This window comes from Allobosea sp. TAF32 (assembly GCF_052113585.1).
Taxonomy (GTDB): Bacteria; Pseudomonadota; Alphaproteobacteria; order Rhizobiales; family Beijerinckiaceae; genus Allobosea.
On sequence record NZ_JBFRDM010000001.1, the window covers coordinates 151,102 to 167,205 of the forward strand.

General features: G+C 65.5%; 12 protein-coding genes. 5 read left to right on the plus strand and 7 right to left on the minus strand.

All coding sequences use genetic code 11. From position 1 onward, the window contains the following. Positions 1-94: 94 nt before the first annotated feature. The 6 genes from AB4Z16_RS00630 to AB4Z16_RS00655 all read right to left on the minus strand — a co-directional run bounded on the left by AB4Z16_RS00630 (position 95) and on the right by AB4Z16_RS00655 (position 7,402). Positions 95-1,162 carry an ABC transporter ATP-binding protein gene (locus AB4Z16_RS00630; protein WP_441510094.1) on the minus strand — a complete coding sequence of 356 codons (1,068 nt, stop codon included), beginning with the start codon at positions 1,160-1,162 and terminating at the stop codon, positions 95-97. Continuing rightward, complete coding sequence (locus AB4Z16_RS00635; protein WP_441509387.1) at positions 1,156-3,375, minus strand: ABC transporter permease; 2,220 nt, start codon at positions 3,373-3,375, stop codon at positions 1,156-1,158. The genes AB4Z16_RS00630 and AB4Z16_RS00635 overlap by 7 nt, the downstream gene beginning before the upstream one ends. A gap of 230 nt (positions 3,376-3,605) precedes the next feature. After that, positions 3,606-4,643: an ABC transporter substrate-binding protein gene (locus tag AB4Z16_RS00640; protein WP_441509388.1), complete on the minus strand. Its 1,038-nt coding sequence runs from the start codon at positions 4,641-4,643 to the stop codon at positions 3,606-3,608. Between the two features lie 103 nt (positions 4,644-4,746). Continuing rightward, on the minus strand, positions 4,747-5,544 hold the full coding sequence (locus AB4Z16_RS00645) for an inositol monophosphatase family protein (protein WP_441509389.1): 798 nt from the start codon (positions 5,542-5,544) through the stop codon (positions 4,747-4,749). Then, positions 5,544-6,566: an inositol 2-dehydrogenase gene (gene iolG, locus AB4Z16_RS00650; RefSeq protein WP_441509390.1), complete on the minus strand. Its 1,023-nt coding sequence runs from the start codon at positions 6,564-6,566 to the stop codon at positions 5,544-5,546. The genes AB4Z16_RS00645 and iolG overlap by 1 nt, the downstream gene beginning before the upstream one ends. 35 nt (positions 6,567-6,601) lie before the next feature. Next, entirely contained in the window at positions 6,602-7,402 is an 801-nt protein-coding gene (locus AB4Z16_RS00655) for an SDR family oxidoreductase (RefSeq protein WP_441509391.1), read from the minus strand. A 349-nt stretch (positions 7,403-7,751) separates the two neighbouring features. Here AB4Z16_RS00655 and purU point away from each other — a divergent pair, with 349 nt between their 5' ends. From purU to AB4Z16_RS00680, 5 genes are all read left to right on the plus strand, one after another. Next, positions 7,752-8,615 carry a formyltetrahydrofolate deformylase gene (gene purU / locus AB4Z16_RS00660; protein WP_441509392.1) on the plus strand — a complete coding sequence of 288 codons (864 nt, stop codon included), beginning with the start codon at positions 7,752-7,754 and terminating at the stop codon, positions 8,613-8,615. 209 nt (positions 8,616-8,824) lie between these two features. Further along, complete coding sequence (locus AB4Z16_RS00665) at positions 8,825-10,612, plus strand: peptide ABC transporter substrate-binding protein (protein ID WP_441509393.1); 1,788 nt, start codon at positions 8,825-8,827, stop codon at positions 10,610-10,612. A 153-nt stretch (positions 10,613-10,765) separates the two neighbouring features. Next, entirely contained in the window at positions 10,766-11,725 is a 960-nt protein-coding gene (locus AB4Z16_RS00670; protein ID WP_441509394.1) for an ABC transporter permease, read from the plus strand. Next, positions 11,691-12,632: an ABC transporter permease gene (locus AB4Z16_RS00675; protein ID WP_441509395.1), complete on the plus strand. Its 942-nt coding sequence runs from the start codon at positions 11,691-11,693 to the stop codon at positions 12,630-12,632. Before AB4Z16_RS00670 ends, AB4Z16_RS00675 begins: the two co-directional genes overlap by 35 nt. A gap of 18 nt (positions 12,633-12,650) precedes the next feature. Then, positions 12,651-14,501, plus strand: a complete 1,851-nt coding sequence (locus AB4Z16_RS00680; RefSeq protein ID WP_441509396.1) for an ABC transporter ATP-binding protein — start codon at positions 12,651-12,653, stop codon at positions 14,499-14,501. A 201-nt stretch (positions 14,502-14,702) separates the two neighbouring features. Here the strand turns inward: AB4Z16_RS00680 and AB4Z16_RS00685 are convergent, their stop codons facing one another. Next, a complete protein-coding gene (locus AB4Z16_RS00685; protein WP_441509397.1) occupies positions 14,703-16,010 on the minus strand; it encodes a TAXI family TRAP transporter solute-binding subunit in 1,308 nt (435 codons plus the stop codon). Positions 16,011-16,104: the final 94 nt, after the last annotated feature.

Consider the following 16,104-nt stretch of genomic DNA (forward strand, 5'->3'; position numbering starts at 1 on the left):
GATTAGCCAACTCAACAGATATAAGCAGTGAAAGTGCTGAGAATGCGGCAGTTTCCTGCCGCATATGTGAGCGATTTCCTGTCTCTGGCGGCCTTCAGGCCGGCGGAATCAGCGTCACGCCCGATTTCGCGAAGGAAACCGCGACCGGAGCACCCTGCTCCAGCAAATCGCGAGCACCATACTGCACCACGAAAAGCTCGCCGACCTCGGTCTCGACCATGATGTCGAGGTGATTGCCGAGATAGGCGCATTTGCGGATCGTGCCCGGCAGCGAGCCAGCCAGACCGGTCTCGCCGAGCAGCAGGGATTCCGGCCGGATCGCGACCTTGGCCGGGCCGGGACCGAGCCCGCGCGCCGGCAGCGACACGGTCGCCGAACCGATGCCGACATCGGCGCGGCCGTCCGCCACCGCCTTCACGGTGACATCCACCAGATTGGCATCGCCGATGAAGTCCGCGACGAAGGCGTTGGAGGGCTGCTCATAGAGGTCGCGGGGGGCGCCCTCCTGCGCGATCCGCGAATTCGACATCACGATGATGCGGTCGGAGACGGCGAGCGCCTCCTCCTGGTCGTGGGTGACATAGGCGACGGTCAGGTTGAGATCCTGCTGCAATTCGCGGATCTCCTCGCGCACGCGGCGACGGAGTTTCGCATCGAGGTTGGAGAGCGGCTCGTCGAAGAGCAGCACTTGCGGCTCCAGCACGAGGGCGCGCGCCACTGCGACGCGCTGCTGCTGGCCGCCGGACAGCTCGGACGGGTAGCGGTTCTCGAAGCCCTTGAGGCCGACGAGCGCCAGCTTCTCCAGCGCCATCTGCTTCGCCTGCTCCTTGCCGAGACCCTTCACGGTCGGGCCGTAGGCCGCGTTCTCCAGCACGCTCATATGCGGAAAGAGTGCGTAGGACTGGAAGACCATGGAGACGTCGCGGTCAGCGGCGGAGAGCTTCGTCACGTCCTTGCCGCCGATCAGGATCTGGCCTTCGCTGGCGATCTCGAGCCCGGCGATCATGCGCAAAGTCGTGGTCTTGCCGCAGCCGGAGGGGCCAAGCAGCGTGACGAGCTTGCCGGCCTCGATGGTGAAATTGACGTTGTCGACCGCCGTCACCGCGCCGTAGCGCATGGAGACGTTGCGGAATTCGACGGAAGCGGGCCCGGCCTTCACGATGCGGCTACTCCTGGCTTGAGCGGCTCGGCGGCCGAACTCGACAGCGGGATGAGCTTGCGGCGGCCGAGCTTACGCTCGCCGACGCCGAGCTGGATGAGGCCGATGCCGAGCGCCATGAAGACGATCAGCACCGAGGAATAGGCGATGGCGAGACCGAACTCGCCGGCTTCCACACGCCCGACGATATAGGCCGTCGAGAGGTTGTACTCGGCCGAGACCAGGAAGATCACGGCGCTGACCGCCGTCATCGAGCGCACGAAGGAATAGACCAGCGCCGAGACCAGCGCGGGCTTCAGCAGCGGCAGCACGACGCGCCAGAGCGTGGTGAAGCTGCGAGCGCGCAGCGTGGTCGAAGCCTCGTCCAGGCTCTTGTCGATCTGCGACAGGCCGGCGATGCCCGAGCGGACGCCGACCGGCATGTTGCGGAAGACGAAGGCGATGATGAGGATCAACCCCGTGCCGGTGATCTCGATCGGCGGCACGTTGAAGGCGAGGATATAGGCGACGCCGAGCACTGTGCCGGGAATGGCGAAGGAGAGCATCGTCGCGAATTCGAGCGCGCCGCGGCCGCGGAAGCGCTGGCGCGTCAGCAGATAGGCGGTCAGCAGGCCGATGATCGCGGTCAGCGGCGCCGAGATGGCCGCGACCTTGATCGTGGTGAAGAAGGACGGCCAGGCGGAGCCCTGGAAATAGATGCCGTTGCTGAAATCGATGGCGAAACCGGTGAGATAATGCTGCAGCGTCGGCGTGAAGTCGCGGCCCATGTTGCGGACGAAGCCGCCGATGAGGATGACGATGTAGATCACCAGCGTCAGCGCGACCCAGGGCACGATCACAGCGACGGAGAGCCAGGTGATGCGGCGCGGCAAGGGCGTCGGCAGGCCGGCGTCACCCTTGCCGGTCACGGTGGTATAGGATTTGCCGCCGAGCCAGCGCTGCTGCACCCAGAAGGCGCCGAGCGTGAAGGCAAGCAGCACGATGGCGAGCACCGCCGCCTGCCCCTGATTGTAGGAAGCGCCGACCACCGCGAAGAAGATCTTGGTCGAAAGCACCTCGAAATTGCCGCCGAGCACCAGCGGATTGCCGAAATCGGCCATGCTCTCGACGAAGCCGAGCAGGAAGGCATTGGCGATGCCGGGCTTGAGCAGCGGCCAGGTCACGGTGCGGAAGGTCTGCCAGCGCTTGGCGCCGAGCGTCTGCGAGGCTTCCTCCAGGCTGGGCGAAATGCCCTGCACCACGCCGATCAGCACGAGGAAGGCGATCGGCGCGAAGGCGAGCACCTGCGCCAGAAGGACACCCGGCAGGCCGTAGAGCCAGCGCGAGCGCGGAATGTCGAACCACTCATACAGCAGCGTCGAGAAGGCGCCGGCGCGGCCGAAAAGCAGGATCAGCGCGAGGCCGATGACGAAGGGCGGGGTGATGATCGGCAGCACGGTGAGCGCGCGCATGATGCGCTTGCCCGGCATGCCGGTGCGCAGGATCAGCAGCGCGCAGGCGAGGCCGAGCAGCGTGGTGATGACGCCGCAGAGCACGGCCAGGACCAGCGTGTTCCAGGCGACGCCGCAATTGGTGTTGCTGGTGACGCAGCCAAGACCCCAGATCGAGGAATCCAGGAAGCGCGCGACGAAGGCCGAGAGGGCAAAGGCGCCGCTCTGGTCGACCAGCGCGCTCCTCAGGATGATCGCGACCGGGAAGAAGATGAAGACGCCGATCAGCAGGATGATCAGGCCGATCGTCGAGGTGGTGAAGAGATCGCCCCGGCAGACACCGCGATAGGCGAGGCCGTGACAGAGCAGGAAGAGCAGCGAGAGCAGCGTGACGAAGGCGCCGCCGCCAATGCCGCGCTGCGCGGCGCCGGCGCCGCCGAGCAAGGCGGCGAGCCAGCCGATGCCCTGATCCTTCAGCACGATGGCGAAGGCCTGGGCGAAGAACAGCAGCAGGCCGAGCGCGCCGGCCCAGATCAGCACGGCGGCCGTGCGCTGACGGTCCTGACTGCCCCAGAAGAACGTCGCCGCCGCGAGCGCGACGCCGACCGGCAGGAGCCAGGGCGTCTGACCGGAGAGGGCGAGCGCCAGCGCGCTACCGGCCTTGCCGAACGGATATTCCGCCAGCCAGCCCCAGCTCGTCAGGCTCATGCCTTCGACGAGATACCAGGGCATCAGCGCATAGCCGAGCCAGCCGATCAGCAGCACGAATCGCGTCGCCGGTGCCATGCTTGCCCTGCCCTCACAGTTTCCGTTGGCCCGAACCGGTTGCCCCGGCTTTCAGAGCCCAGCCCTTGTCCTGCGCCCGAATCTCCAGCGTCATACCGGACGCAGCGAAGCGGAGATCCGGGATCCATGCCGGAGCGCATCCGGCGGAGGTTCAGGCATGGATCCCGGGTCAAGCCCGGGATGACGACGTGTTTCCGCGATCATCCGGAAACACGCCGGAGAGACGCGCCTTACTTCGGCAGCGCCTTGACTTCCTTGTCCCACTTGGCGAGCAGGCGGTTGCGCTCGGCCGAGGAGCCGTATTTCACGAAGTCGTAGTTGATCAGCTTCATCTGATCCATCTTGGGCGACTGCGCCGGCACCGGCGCCGCCTTGTTCGACGGCACCTGATAGGACTTGGCCGGGGCGGCAAGCGCCTGGGCCGCCGGGGTCAGGGCCCAGTCGTAGAACTTCTTGGCGTTGTCGAGATTGCGCGCGCCCTTGACGATCGACATCGAGCCGATCTCGTAGCCCGTGCCCTCGCAGGGTGCGACCGGCTTGATCGGGTCGCCCTGCACGGCGAAGACCACCGCGTCATGGATGAAGACGATCCCGACCGCGGTCTCGCCGAGGCTCGCCGCCTTGGCCGGTGCCGCACCCGACTTGGTGTACTGGCTGACGTTCTTGTGGAGCTGCTTCAGATAGTCGAAGCCCTTCTCCTCGCCCATCAACTGCACGACGGTGGCGAGCAGGTTGTAGGCGGTGCCCGACGAATTGGGATCGGCGACCTGGACGTCGTCCTTGAGCTTGGGATTGAGCAGATCGGCCCAGCATTTCGGCTCCGGAATGCCCTTCGCCTTGATCTGCTCGGTGTTGTAGCCGAAGCCGAGCGCGCCGGCGTAGATGCCGATGGAGCGCTGCTTGGCCGCCTTCCACTGATCGAGCGCCCAGCTATGCAGCTCGGCGTTCTTCGGCGACTCGTATTCGAGGGTCAGCCCCTCTTCAGCCGCCTGCAGATGCGGATCGCCCGTGCCGCCCCACCAGATGTCGCCGCGCGGGTTGGAGGACTCGGCCTTGAGCTGGGCATAGATCTCGCCCGCCGATTTGCGGGTCATGGCGACCTTGATGCCGGTGTCCTTCTCGAAGGCCGTCGACATGGCGCGGCACCATTCCTCCTGGACACCGCAATACATGACGAGCGACCCTTGCGCGCGGGCCGGGGTGGCGGCGAAGGCCGCTGTGGCAAGCGCGGCGAAAAGCCCCGCCTTGAGCCAGGATTTCGATGACATGCTAACCTCCCTGATCGAAGAACCCGGCTTCTATGTCCGGTTCTTGTGACTGATGTGAAACTGAGACGAATGGTTGCGAAAGATCAACGAAATACAGCGCCGGCTAAGCGATTCCTGTGATCTCCTGGAGTGTCGGAGCCAGTTTCGGCGTGCAGCACAGGATCGGGTTGCCCTTCGCGATCCCCTCGCCCGCGAAGAAATCGTTGATGGAGGCACCCGCCTCGCTGGCGATGACGATGCCGGCCGCAACGTCCCAAGCGTTGATGTGCAGCTCGGCATAGGCATCGCTGCTGCCGTTGGCGACATGGCAGAGACCGAGCGTGCCCGAACCGCCGCGCTTCATCGCCGCGCCCGCGGTATAGCCACGCTCGATCACCTTGAGATAGTTCGCCGCGGGCACGCGGGTCGACCATCCCAGTTCCACCGAGGCGCGGGCGATGTCGGTGGCGCCGGAAACCTTGATCGGATCGCCGTTCAGGGTCGCGTCGGCACCGCGCCGGGCAGCATAGACCTCGCCCAGCGCCGGCGCCGCCACGACACCGATCTCGGGCGTGCGGTTCGCGAGGAAGCCGATCGAGATGCACCAGTTGCGGTCGCCATGGGCGAAGTTGGCGGTGCCGTCGATGGGATCGAGGATCCAGACCGCGTCCGAAGCCTGGCCCCCGCCCTCCTCGCCGATGACGGAGTCGTTCGGGAACAGCGTGGACAGGCGCTGGCGCAGGAAGTCCTCGACCTTGCCGTCGGCGACGGTGAGCCAGTCCTGCGCGCCTTTCATGGTGATGCCGAGCGACTCGCGCTTGTTGAAGTAGCCCAGCGCCAGATGGCTCGCCTCGGCCGCAAGGCCGAGCGCCGCATAGTAGCGCAGATCGCGTTCCGCCGGGGTCATCGAACCACCAGCCATCACTTGGCCCCCAGGTCGACGCGGACGGGCTTGCCGGTCTGCGCGGATTCGGTCGCGGCATCGGCGAGGATCTGCGCCTTCAGGCCATCGAGGCCGGTCGGCGAGGCCGCGGCCTTGCCGTGGCAGGCGGCGATGAAGGCGTCGAGCTCGGCGCGGTAGGCCGCAGCGTACCGCTCGAGGAAGAAATTCTGCACGGGATCGGCGCGGAAGCCGGAGGCGGTGGCAATTTCCACGGTCGTCTCGTGGATATTGCCGGCGCGCAGCATGCCCTGCGAGCCGTGGACCTCGATGCGCTGGTCGTAGCCATAGGTCGCGCGGCGGGAATTGGAGATCTGGGCGATCTTGCCGCTGGCCGTCTTCATCACCACCGCGGCGGTATCGACGTCGCCGGCCTCGCCGATCGCCTTGTCGACGAGGGCCGAGCCCAGCGCGAAGACCTCGATGGGATCCTCGGCCAAGAGGAAGCGGGCCATGTCGAAATCATGGATCATCATGTCGCGGAAGAGGCCGCCCGAGCGCTTGACGTAATCGACCGGCGGCGGCGACGGATCGCGCGAGATCACGGTGACGACCTCGATCGCGCCGGCCTCGCCCGCGCGCAGCCGCTTCTCCAGCGCGGCGAAGTTCGGGTCGAAGCGGCGGTTGAAGCCGATCATCAGCGGCTTGCCGGACTTCTCGACGGTGGCGAGGCAGCGGCGGATGCGGGCGGCGTCGAGATCGACCGGTTTCTCGCAGAAGACGGCCTTGCCGGCGGAAACCGCCTGCTCGATGAGATCGGCATGGGTGTCGGTCGGCGTGCAGATCAGCACGGCGTCAATCGCGGCATCCGCAAGGATCGCCTCGGTCGTCATCGCCTTGGCACCGGCAGCGGCGGCGAGCGAGGCGGCGGCCCCCGGCATCGCGTCGGTGACGGCGACCAACTCGGCATCGCCACGCGCGGCAACGTTCAGCCCGTGGATGCGCCCGATGCGGCCGGCGCCCAGCAATCCGATCTTCATGGTCGTCTTCAGTCCCGTGGTCATGTCAGGCGGCGCTCCTGCCGCGATTGGGGCCGGCGCTAGTCGTGCGCGCCGAGAATGTTCTGGTCGAAGTCGATATTGGCGCCGGTCATCAGCCCGGACTCGGCCGATGCGAGATAAGCGACGGCCTTGGCGACCTCGCGCGGATCGATCAGCCGGCCGAAGGGCTGACCGGCCTCGGCCTCCTCCAGCCACCCGTCCTTGGCGTCGTGGCGCAGCTTCATGATGGCATCCTCGCCCGGCGTCGCCATCCAGCCGATATTCAGGCCGTTGACGCGGATGCGGTGCTTGATCAGGCCGTAGGCGACGTTCTTCGTCAGCACCGCGAGCGCGCCCTTCGAGACGCTGTAGGCGGCGAGGAAGGGCTGGCCGCCATGGGCCGACATGGACTGGATATTGACGATGGCGCCCGCGATCTCCTGCCGGCGCATCAGCTCGGCCGCATCCTGAATCAGGAAGAAGGGCGCGCGCAGATTCACCGCCATGATGCGTTCGTAGAGCGCGGGCGAGGTGTCGAAGATCGTGCCGCGATCGGTGTCTCCCGCCGCGTTGACGAGGATGTCGAGCCGGCCGAAGGCTTTCTCGGCTGCCGGGACGATCTGCCTGACGGCATCGAGGTCGGCGAGATCGACCTGATGGAAGCGGGCATCGCAGCCCTCTGTGCGCAGGCTTTCCGCCACCGCCTCGCCGCGCGCGGCATTGCGCCCGGTCAGCAGCACCGCCTTGAGGCCGCGGCCGACGAATTCGCGCGCGATTGCCTCGCCGAGGCCCTGGCTGGCACCGGTGATGACGGCCGCCTTGCCATGAAGGTCACGGCTGAACGAACTGGCTTGCGGCAAGGTAGCTGTCTCCCGGAAACGGCAGGAATTTTTTAGGCTTCCCGCTCGATGGAATAAACATTCCATTTCCGGCATAGGCAAGTCAAGACGATCCGGACGCTCGCGTTGACAAAAAGCGGCGAAGGCGGTGTTTGGTCCGGCATGGTCCCCGACCAGCGAGCCCGTGCAAACCATACGATCATGACGACCGCGAGACCGAAGGCCCTTTCCCGGCCACAGCGTAGCTCAGAACCGGTCGCCTTCCGGCGCGCGACCGGACGAGGTTGACCGCAGCGCGCCGCGCGCAGCCGTCTTCGTTCCGCGTCGTTGTCGTTTCCTTGAAAGGGCCGCCCCCTCGGCGGCGTCAGCCATGCTCGATCTCAGCTCGACCCTCACCCTCGCCTGCCCGAACCGCCCGGGCATCGTTGCCGCCGTCTCGACCCTGCTGTTCGAAGCCGGCTGCAACATCCTCGACGCCCAGCAGTTCGACGACACCGAGTCCGACCGGTTCTTCATGCGCGTCGTGTTCAACCGGCTCGAAGGCAGCCAGCCGCACGAGGCCATCGCCGAAGCGCTCGCCGAACTCGGCCGGCGCTTCGGCATGGAGCTCAGCCTGCATGAGGCCAGCCGCCGGAAGCGCGTCATGCTGCTGGTCTCGAAATTCGACCATTGCCTCGCGGATCTGATCTATCGCTGGCGCATCGGCGAATTGCCGATGGACATCGCCGGCGTCGTCTCAAACCACGCGCGCGAGCACATCGCCTCGACCGATCTCGGCGACCTGCCCTTCTACCATCTGCCGGTCACCCGCCAGACCAAGATGGAGCAGGAAGGGCAGATCTGGCAGTTGATCCAAGAGACGCAGACCGACCTCGTCGTTCTCGCACGCTACATGCAGGTCCTGTCGGACGGGCTTTCGGCCAAGCTCGCCGGGCGCTGCATCAATATTCATCATTCCTTCCTGCCCGGCTTCAAAGGCGCCAAGCCCTATCATCAGGCGCATGAGCGCGGGGTGAAGCTGATCGGCGCCACCGCGCACTACGTGACCTCCGATCTCGACGAGGGTCCGATCATCGAGCAGGACGTCGAGCGGATTTCGCATCGCGACACGCCCGACGACCTCGTCCGCAAGGGCCGCGACATCGAGCGGCGGGTCCTGGCGGGTGCCGTCCTCCATCATCTGGAGGACCGCATCATTCTCAACGGAAAGAAAACTGTCGTCTTTACGGGGTGACCCGCATAAAATTGCGACATCGCGTGAATGGAAGGCACATTCATGCAAAGCTTACCGCTTCAAACCGCCCAAAGCCCTCACCGGGACCGAACGGTCCCGCGCCGCACAGTTGACGCTTTCGTTGGCACATGCCTTGCTGAGACCATCAACGAGAAAACGGCGCGAAAGCGCTGGGGATGACTTATTGTTTATATGGTGGAGGCAGTTCGATGAATGAGCAGGAAATCCGCGGCATGGTCGCGGATGTGAAGGGTGGCGCGCTGTCGCGACGATCCTTCATCCAGAAGATGGCGGCGGTGGGTATTGCCGCGCCGATCGCGAGCCAGATCCTCGTCTGGAACGGCGTTGCGATGGCGGATGCCACGCTGCCCTACAAGCCGACCAAGGCCGGTGGCGGCGGGCCGCTGAAGATCCTGCTCTGGCAGGCCCCGACCCTGCTCAACCCCCACTTCGCCTCCGGCACCAAGGATCAGATCGCCTCGCGCATCTTCTTCGAGCCGCTCGCCGGCTGGGACAAGGAAGGCAACCTCATTCCGCAGCTCGCGGCTGAAGTTCCGACCCGCGCCAATGGCGGCCTCTCGGAGGACGGCAAGTCCGTCACCTGGAAGCTGAAGCCGGGCGTGAAGTGGCATGACGGCAAGCCGCTCACCGCCGACGACGTCGTCTTCACCTGGGAATATGCCAAGGATCCGGCGACAGCCGCCTACACCACGGGCGCCTACAAGGACATCAAGGTCGAGAAGGTCAACGACCTCACCGTCAAGGTGATCTTCCCCGAGGCGACGCCGTTCTGGGCCGACGCCTTCGTCGGCGTGACAGGCCAGATCCTGCCGAAGCATCAGTTCGGCGATTACATCGGCGCCAAGTCGCGCGAGGCTCCAGGCAACCTGAAGCCCATCGGCACCGGCCCCTACAAGTTCGTCGAGTTCAAGCCGGGCGACATCATCACCGCCGAGCGCAATCCCGACTACCACGTCAAGAACCAGCCGCATTTCGACACGCTTGAGGTCAAGGGCGGCGGTGACGCGGTCTCGGCGGCGCGCGCCGTCCTCCAGACCGGCGAATACGACTACGCCTGGAACCTGCAGGTCGAGGACGAGGTCCTCAAGCGCATGGAGACCGGTGGACGCGGCAAGGTCAGCGCCGTGCCCTCGGGCGACATCGAGTTCATCATCCTGAACCCGACCGATCCGTGGACCGAGGTCGATGGCGAGCGCTCCAGCGTCAAGACCAAGCACCCGACGCTGTCCGACCCCAAGGTTCGCGAAGCGATCAACCTGCTGATCGACCGCGATTCGGTGCAGAAGTTCATCTATGGCCGCGGCGGCACCGCGACGGCGAGCTTCGTCAACGAGCCCAAGCAGTTCAAGTCGCAGAAGCTCAAATACGAGTTCAACATCGACAAGGCCAACAAGATCCTCGACGAGGCCGGCTGGAAGAAGGGTGCCGACGGCATCCGCGAAAAGGACGGCAAGAAGCTCAAATACGTCTTCCAGACCTCGATCAACGCCCCCCGCCAGAAGACCCAGGCCATCATCAAGCAGGCCTGCCAGCGCGCCGGCATTGACCTCGAGCTCAAGTCGGTCACGGCGTCGGTGTTCTTCTCGTCGGACGTCGCCAACCCCGACACCTACACCAAGCTCTATGTCGACATGGAGATGTATACGACGACGCAGCCGCAGCCTGACCCGGAGCGCTTCCTCAACCAGTTCACCTCCTGGGAGATCGCGACCAAGGAGAACAAGTGGCTCGGCCGCAACGTCTCGCGCTACTCGGACCCTGAGGCCGACAAGGCCTACAAGGCCGCGCAGAAGGAACTCGACCCGGCCAAGCGCGCAGCGCTCCTGATCAAGGTCAACGAGATCTTCTGCGAGGCCAACATCATCCTGCCGCTGCTCTCGCGCACCCGCGTGGCTGCAGCCTTGAACAATATCTCCCACGACCACTCCGGTTGGGACGTCGATACCTGGAACCTCGCGGCCTGGTATCGCAGCTAAGTGCCGATTAGCCCCTCGCGGAGAGGTGATCTTCGCGAGGGGCGCTTTTGCACCCGCTCATCCCCTCGGCTTTCGGTAGCTGCAAGGGGTGAGTAGGTTGCAATCGGCGTTCGGTCCGCGGCGACGCCGCGCACGCAAAGAGAAAAACACTACATGGCGACCTATCTCATACGGCGGCTTCTGATCGCCATTCCCAGCCTTCTCGGAATCAGCCTGATCCTGTTCACGGTGCTTGCATTGGCGCCGGGCGATCCCTTTTCCGAGATGGCGACGAATCCCAACGTGCCGCCCGAGGTGCGTGAAGCCATCCGTGCCAGCTTTGGCCTGAACGACCCGATCATGGTGCGCTATCTGCGCTGGCTCGGCGCGATGGTGCAGGGTGATTGGGGCTTCTCCTTCGCCAGCCGCATCAATGTCGACCAGCTCATTCTGCAGCGCGTGCCGACGACGCTGTTCGTGGTCGGTTCCTCGCAGATCCTGGCGCTATGCATCGCCCTGCCGGTCGGCATCTACGCGGCGACGCGGCCCTATTCGGTCTTCGACCAGATCGCCAACACGCTCGCCTTCGTCGGCTTCTCGCTGCCGACCTTCTTCACCGGCCTGCTCTTCATCCTGCTCTTCTCGGTGACGCTGGACTGGTTCCCCTTCGTCTATCGCTCCGACGTCGCCGCCACCGGCTGGCGCTGGTACTGGGAGATGTTCCGCCAGGCGATCATGCCGATCATGGTGCTCGGCCTGTTCCAGGCGGCTTCCTATACGCGCTATGTGCGCTCGGCCGTGCTCGACGTCATCCGGCTCGACTACGTCACCACGGCGCGCGCCAAGGGCCTCAGCGAACGCAAGGTCACGCTGCGGCACATCACGCGCAACGCGCTGATCCCGGTCGTGACGCTGGTCGCGCTGCAGATGCCCGCCGTCTTCGGCGGCGCCATCGTGACCGAGCAAATCTTCCGAATCCCCGGCATCGGTTCGCTTCTGATCGACGCGATCCTCGCCAACGACACACCTGTGATCATGGCCGTGACTTTCGTCTTCGCCTGCCTGGTGGTCCTGTTCAATCTCATCGCGGATGTCCTTTATGGCTGGCTCGACCCTCGCATCTCCTTCAGCTGATCCGATGGCAACCGCAGCAGCCACCACCGCCGTGGTCTCGCCGGGGCGCGAGACGTGGCGCCGGTTCCGCCGGCACAAGCTCGCCATGGCCAGCACCTTCGTGCTCGCCTTCCTGATCCTCGCTGTCGTCGTCGGGCCCTGGTTCTGGACCATCCCGATCAACGATATCGACTTCTCGGCACAGCTCCAGGGGCCGTCCTGGTCGCACCCGCTCGGCACGGACGACCTCGGCCAGGATATCCTGGCGCGGATGATGTATGGCGGGCGCATCTCGCTCGCCGTCGGCCTCGCCGCGATGATCGTGGCGACCATCGTCGGCGTCATCGTCGGCGCCTTCGCCGGCATGTCCCGCAAGGTCGCCGACCCCGTCCTGATGTGGGTGACCGACCTGTTCCTGTCGCTGCCGCAGCTGCCGCTGCTGCTGCTGATCATCTACCTGTTCCGCGAGCAGCTGAAGGCGGTGTTCGGCGTCGAGGGCGGTGTCTTCGTGCTGATCGTCGTCGTCATCGGCGGGCTGCGCTGGATGCCGGTGGCGCGGCTGGTGCGCGCGCAGTTCCTTTCGCTGCGCGAGAAGGAGTTCGTCGAGGCAGCCCGCGCCCAGGGCGCGACCAAGTTCCGCCAGATGACGCGCCACATCCTGCCCAACGCGCTCGGTCCGGTCATCGTCGCCTCGACGATCGAGGTGTCATCGGCGATCATCGCGGAATCGACGCTCTCCTTCCTTGGCCTCGGCTTCCCGCCGGACATCCCGACCTGGGGGCGTCTGCTGTTCGACGCCAAGGACCACCTCGACTCGGCGCCGCACTGGGCGCTGTTCCCCGGCGCCGCGATCTTCCTGACCGTGTTGTCGATCAACTTCATCGGCGACGGCCTGCGCGATGCGCTCGACCCGCGCCGCGTGATCTGATCCAGAGAAGGACCCGAAATGACCTCCCCGATCCTGTCGGTTTCGAACCTCTCGACCTCCTTCCGCGTGGAAGGCCAATGGAAATCCGTCGTCCGCAACATCTCCTTCGACATCAAGCCGAAGGAGACGCTGGCGGTCGTCGGTGAATCCGGCTCCGGCAAGAGCGTGACCGCGCTCTCGATCATGCGCCTCACCCCGCCCCAGTCGAGCAAGATCGAAGGCTCGATCAAGCTCAACGGGAAGGAGCTGTTGACGCTGCCGGATTCCGACATGCGCCACATCCGCGGCAACGAGATCGCGATGATCTTCCAGGAGCCGATGACCTCGCTGAACCCGGTGCTGACCATCGGCTTCCAGATCGCCGAGGCGCTGATCCTGCATCGCGGCCTGTCGCGCTCGGAGGCCGAGGCCGAGACGGTCCGCCTGCTCGAGAAGGTCCGCATTCCCGCGGCGAAGTCGCGCTTCCACGAATATCCGCACCGCTTCTCGGGCGGCATGCGCCAGCGCGTGATGATCGCGATGGCGCTGGCCTGCAAGCCGAAGCTCCTGATCGCCGACGAGCCGACCACCGCGCTCGACGTCACCATCCAGGCGCAGATCCTCGAGCTCATCAAGCAGTTGCAGGACGAAGAGGGCATGTCCGTCCTCTTCATCACCCATGACATGGGCGTCGTCGCCGAGATCGCCGACCGCACCGTCGTGATGTACAACGGCGACGAGATCGAGACGGGCAACACCGACGACATCTTCCGCAATCCGCAGAAGCCCTACACCAAGGCGCTGCTCTCGGCCGTGCCGAAGCTGGGCTCGATGGAGGGCCGCCGGCGGCCGATGCGCTTTCCGGTCGTCGACCGCGCGACCGGTCTCTCGGACGTGCCGACCGAGGTGCCCGATACCGTCCAGGCGGCCGAGCGCCCCGTGCTCGAGGTCGCCGGCCTCACCACCCGCTTCGAAATCCGCGGCGGCCTGCTCTCCTCGGTCAAGGGCCGGGTTCACGCGGTCGAGAACGTCTCCTTCAGCCTGAAGGCCGGCGAGACCCTGGCGCTGGTCGGCGAATCCGGCTGCGGCAAGTCGACCACCGGCCGCTCGGTGATGCGTCTGATCGAGCCGCTCGCCGGCTCGGTGCTGCTCGACGGCGTCGACGTCCTCAAGCTCAACCAGCATGACCTGCGCGAGCAGCGCAAGCGCATGCAGATGATCTTCCAGGACCCGTTCGCCTCGCTCAATCCGCGCATGAATGTCGGCACGGCCGTCGCCGAACCGCTGCTGATCAACAACCTCGCCACCCGCTCGGAAGCGCGCGACAAGGTCGCCGACCTGCTCAAGCGCGTCGGGCTGCTGCCTGAGATGGCCAACCGCTTCCCGCACGAATTCTCGGGCGGCCAGCGCCAACGCATCTGCATCGCGCGTGCGCTCGCGGTGGAGCCGCGCCTGATCGTGGCGGACGAGGCGGTCTCGGCGCTCGACGTCTCGGTGAAGGCGCAGGTCGTCAACCTGATGCTCGATCTGCAGGCCCGCATGGGTCTGGGTTATCTCTTCATCTCGCACGACATGGCGGTGGTGGAGCGCGTCAGCCACCGCGTCGCGGTGATGTATCTCGGCGAGATCGTCGAGATCGGCCCGCGCGAGGCGATCTTCCAGAACCCGCAGCATCCCTACACCAAGCGCCTGCTGGCGGCGGTGCCGATTGCCGACCCGGCCCGGCGCCTGGAAAAGCGCCCTGTCTCGAACGACGAGATCAAGAGCCCGGTGCGAGCGCCCGATTATGTCGTGCCCGTGCGCCAGTACCGCGAGGTCTCGCCCGGCCATGCCGTGATGATCTGGGGCGAGGAATGGGAAAAGAAGGAGCCCGCCGCCGTCGCGGCCTAAGTCCTTCGAAACTCGAAACGATCAGCCCGCGGCGCCAGCCGCGGGCTTTTTACTGGGCGGCGGGAATGTCCCAGTCGGGTGGGACGCGGAAGCTCGTTGGGCGCCGTCCCTGGGCCGGGTGGCGCCATGCGCCGACCTTGGCCTCGGGACCGTAAGCGGGCGCTCATGCGATCCTCCTGCCTGGGCCGGAGGCCCAGCCTTCTAGATCGACACCGAAGAATGCCCGGAGGCTCGCATGCCCCGGGAACTCAGCAGTGCCCGGCGCTCCCTGACGGAATAACGGGCGTGGTTGATCGCGAGGGCCATCGTGGAATCATTGCCAGAGCGGCCAGCGGAGGCAACGGCCTCGGCGATCAGGTGATGAAGTGAGCGATCAAGCGCCTCCAGTGCCTCGGCATCAGCGCTCTGCGCCTGGTCGGCGATCTGGATCAACTGCCCGATCCGCCCCTGTTCCTGATGCATGCGCCTCGACTTCACACTCCCCATGATAATCGTCGCAAGCGAAGCCAGGAGGCTGAACAGGGCCGCCGCAAGGTAGAAATAGCCCTGAAACTCATCGAAAAAGCTCTGTTCGCCGTTGTTGAGGTAATTGGCGACGCCGGGATGGATCGGCAGGATGGGGTTCTTCGCGTCGGGGTCTGGCGCTTCGATTTGGCTCGCCAGGGGGGTCAGCGCAGTCAGCTTTGACTTGGAGGTGAAGAGGGTCCGGCCTATGGCCCCGGCGACAAGATCGAGCATCGTGTCAGGCGCGACGAGCCGGTATGTCACGGCGAGCGTCGTGACCGTGTCGTCGGGCGTCGCCGGGCGAGACTTGAAGGCACCTTCCGGCACATCATACGACTCGAACGCCGGAAAGCGCCGATTGAAGGCATCCGCATCAGAGAACGCCAGGATCGTCGGTGTCCCCGCGGCCCCCTTGGCCATCGCCGTAACGGCGCCCACCACCTCCCCCGGCCCGATGGGCCCCACGGCAAGGATGGCGGCAACGTGCCGTAGGTGAACCGCCGCGACCAGCTCGTCGGGCGAGAGGAACAGGCGCTTCACCTCTTGAGGCGCGACATTGTAGTAGCTCAGGATCACGTCGAGCAGCACGGAGTTGGTGTCCTGCAGACGCCCTTGCGGAATTGCGATCGTCTTGCCGGCGAGTTTGCCGATGCTGTCGATGGCCGATTTCGGCGGGAGCACGAAAGCGACGACGTCTCGGCGCAGGATCGCGATCGTCTGGCCATTGGTCGGAGGCGAGACGTCACTGCGGATCAGCGCGAGGTCGACATCGCCGTTTTCGATCGCTTTTGAACTGGCAGCCAGATCGTTGACCTGAACGGGTTGGAGCCTGATGCGGGGGTGATCCTTGGCCGTCTCGGTGATGAGAGCGCCGATAAAGCGCTGAGCGTCGGTGCCGAAGGCCCCCGTTGTCACCCGCAAGGTCGCGTGCGGGGACCAGTAATGGATTGCCGCCGCGAGGGCGGCGACGATGAGGAGAGCCCCTGTCCATAGGACAAATCGCATCGACCTGTTCCCCCGTCTTCGGCTGGCTCAGCCGCTCTGTCCGGCGAGTAAGGCGCTCCCCTATTCTTGGACAGATCGGTGGGCTTTGCCCAGC

Coding starts and splice junctions, on each gene's coding strand:
- AB4Z16_RS00635 (WP_441509387.1), bottom strand. CDS start 3,375: ATGGCACCGGCGACGCGATTCGTGCTGCTGATCGGCTGGCTCGGCTAT.
- AB4Z16_RS00640 (WP_441509388.1), bottom strand. CDS start 4,643: ATGTCATCGAAATCCTGGCTCAAGGCGGGGCTTTTCGCCGCGCTTGCC.
- AB4Z16_RS00645 (WP_441509389.1), bottom strand. CDS start 5,544: ATGGCTGGTGGTTCGATGACCCCGGCGGAACGCGATCTGCGCTACTAT.
- iolG (WP_441509390.1), bottom strand. CDS start 6,566: ATGACCACGGGACTGAAGACGACCATGAAGATCGGATTGCTGGGCGCC.
- purU (WP_441509392.1), top strand. CDS start 7,752: ATGCTCGATCTCAGCTCGACCCTCACCCTCGCCTGCCCGAACCGCCCG.
- AB4Z16_RS00665 (WP_441509393.1), top strand. CDS start 8,825: ATGAATGAGCAGGAAATCCGCGGCATGGTCGCGGATGTGAAGGGTGGC.
- AB4Z16_RS00670 (WP_441509394.1), top strand. CDS start 10,766: ATGGCGACCTATCTCATACGGCGGCTTCTGATCGCCATTCCCAGCCTT.
- AB4Z16_RS00675 (WP_441509395.1), top strand. CDS start 11,691: ATGGCTGGCTCGACCCTCGCATCTCCTTCAGCTGATCCGATGGCAACC.
- AB4Z16_RS00680 (WP_441509396.1), top strand. CDS start 12,651: ATGACCTCCCCGATCCTGTCGGTTTCGAACCTCTCGACCTCCTTCCGC.
- AB4Z16_RS00685 (WP_441509397.1), bottom strand. CDS start 16,010: ATGCGATTTGTCCTATGGACAGGGGCTCTCCTCATCGTCGCCGCCCTC.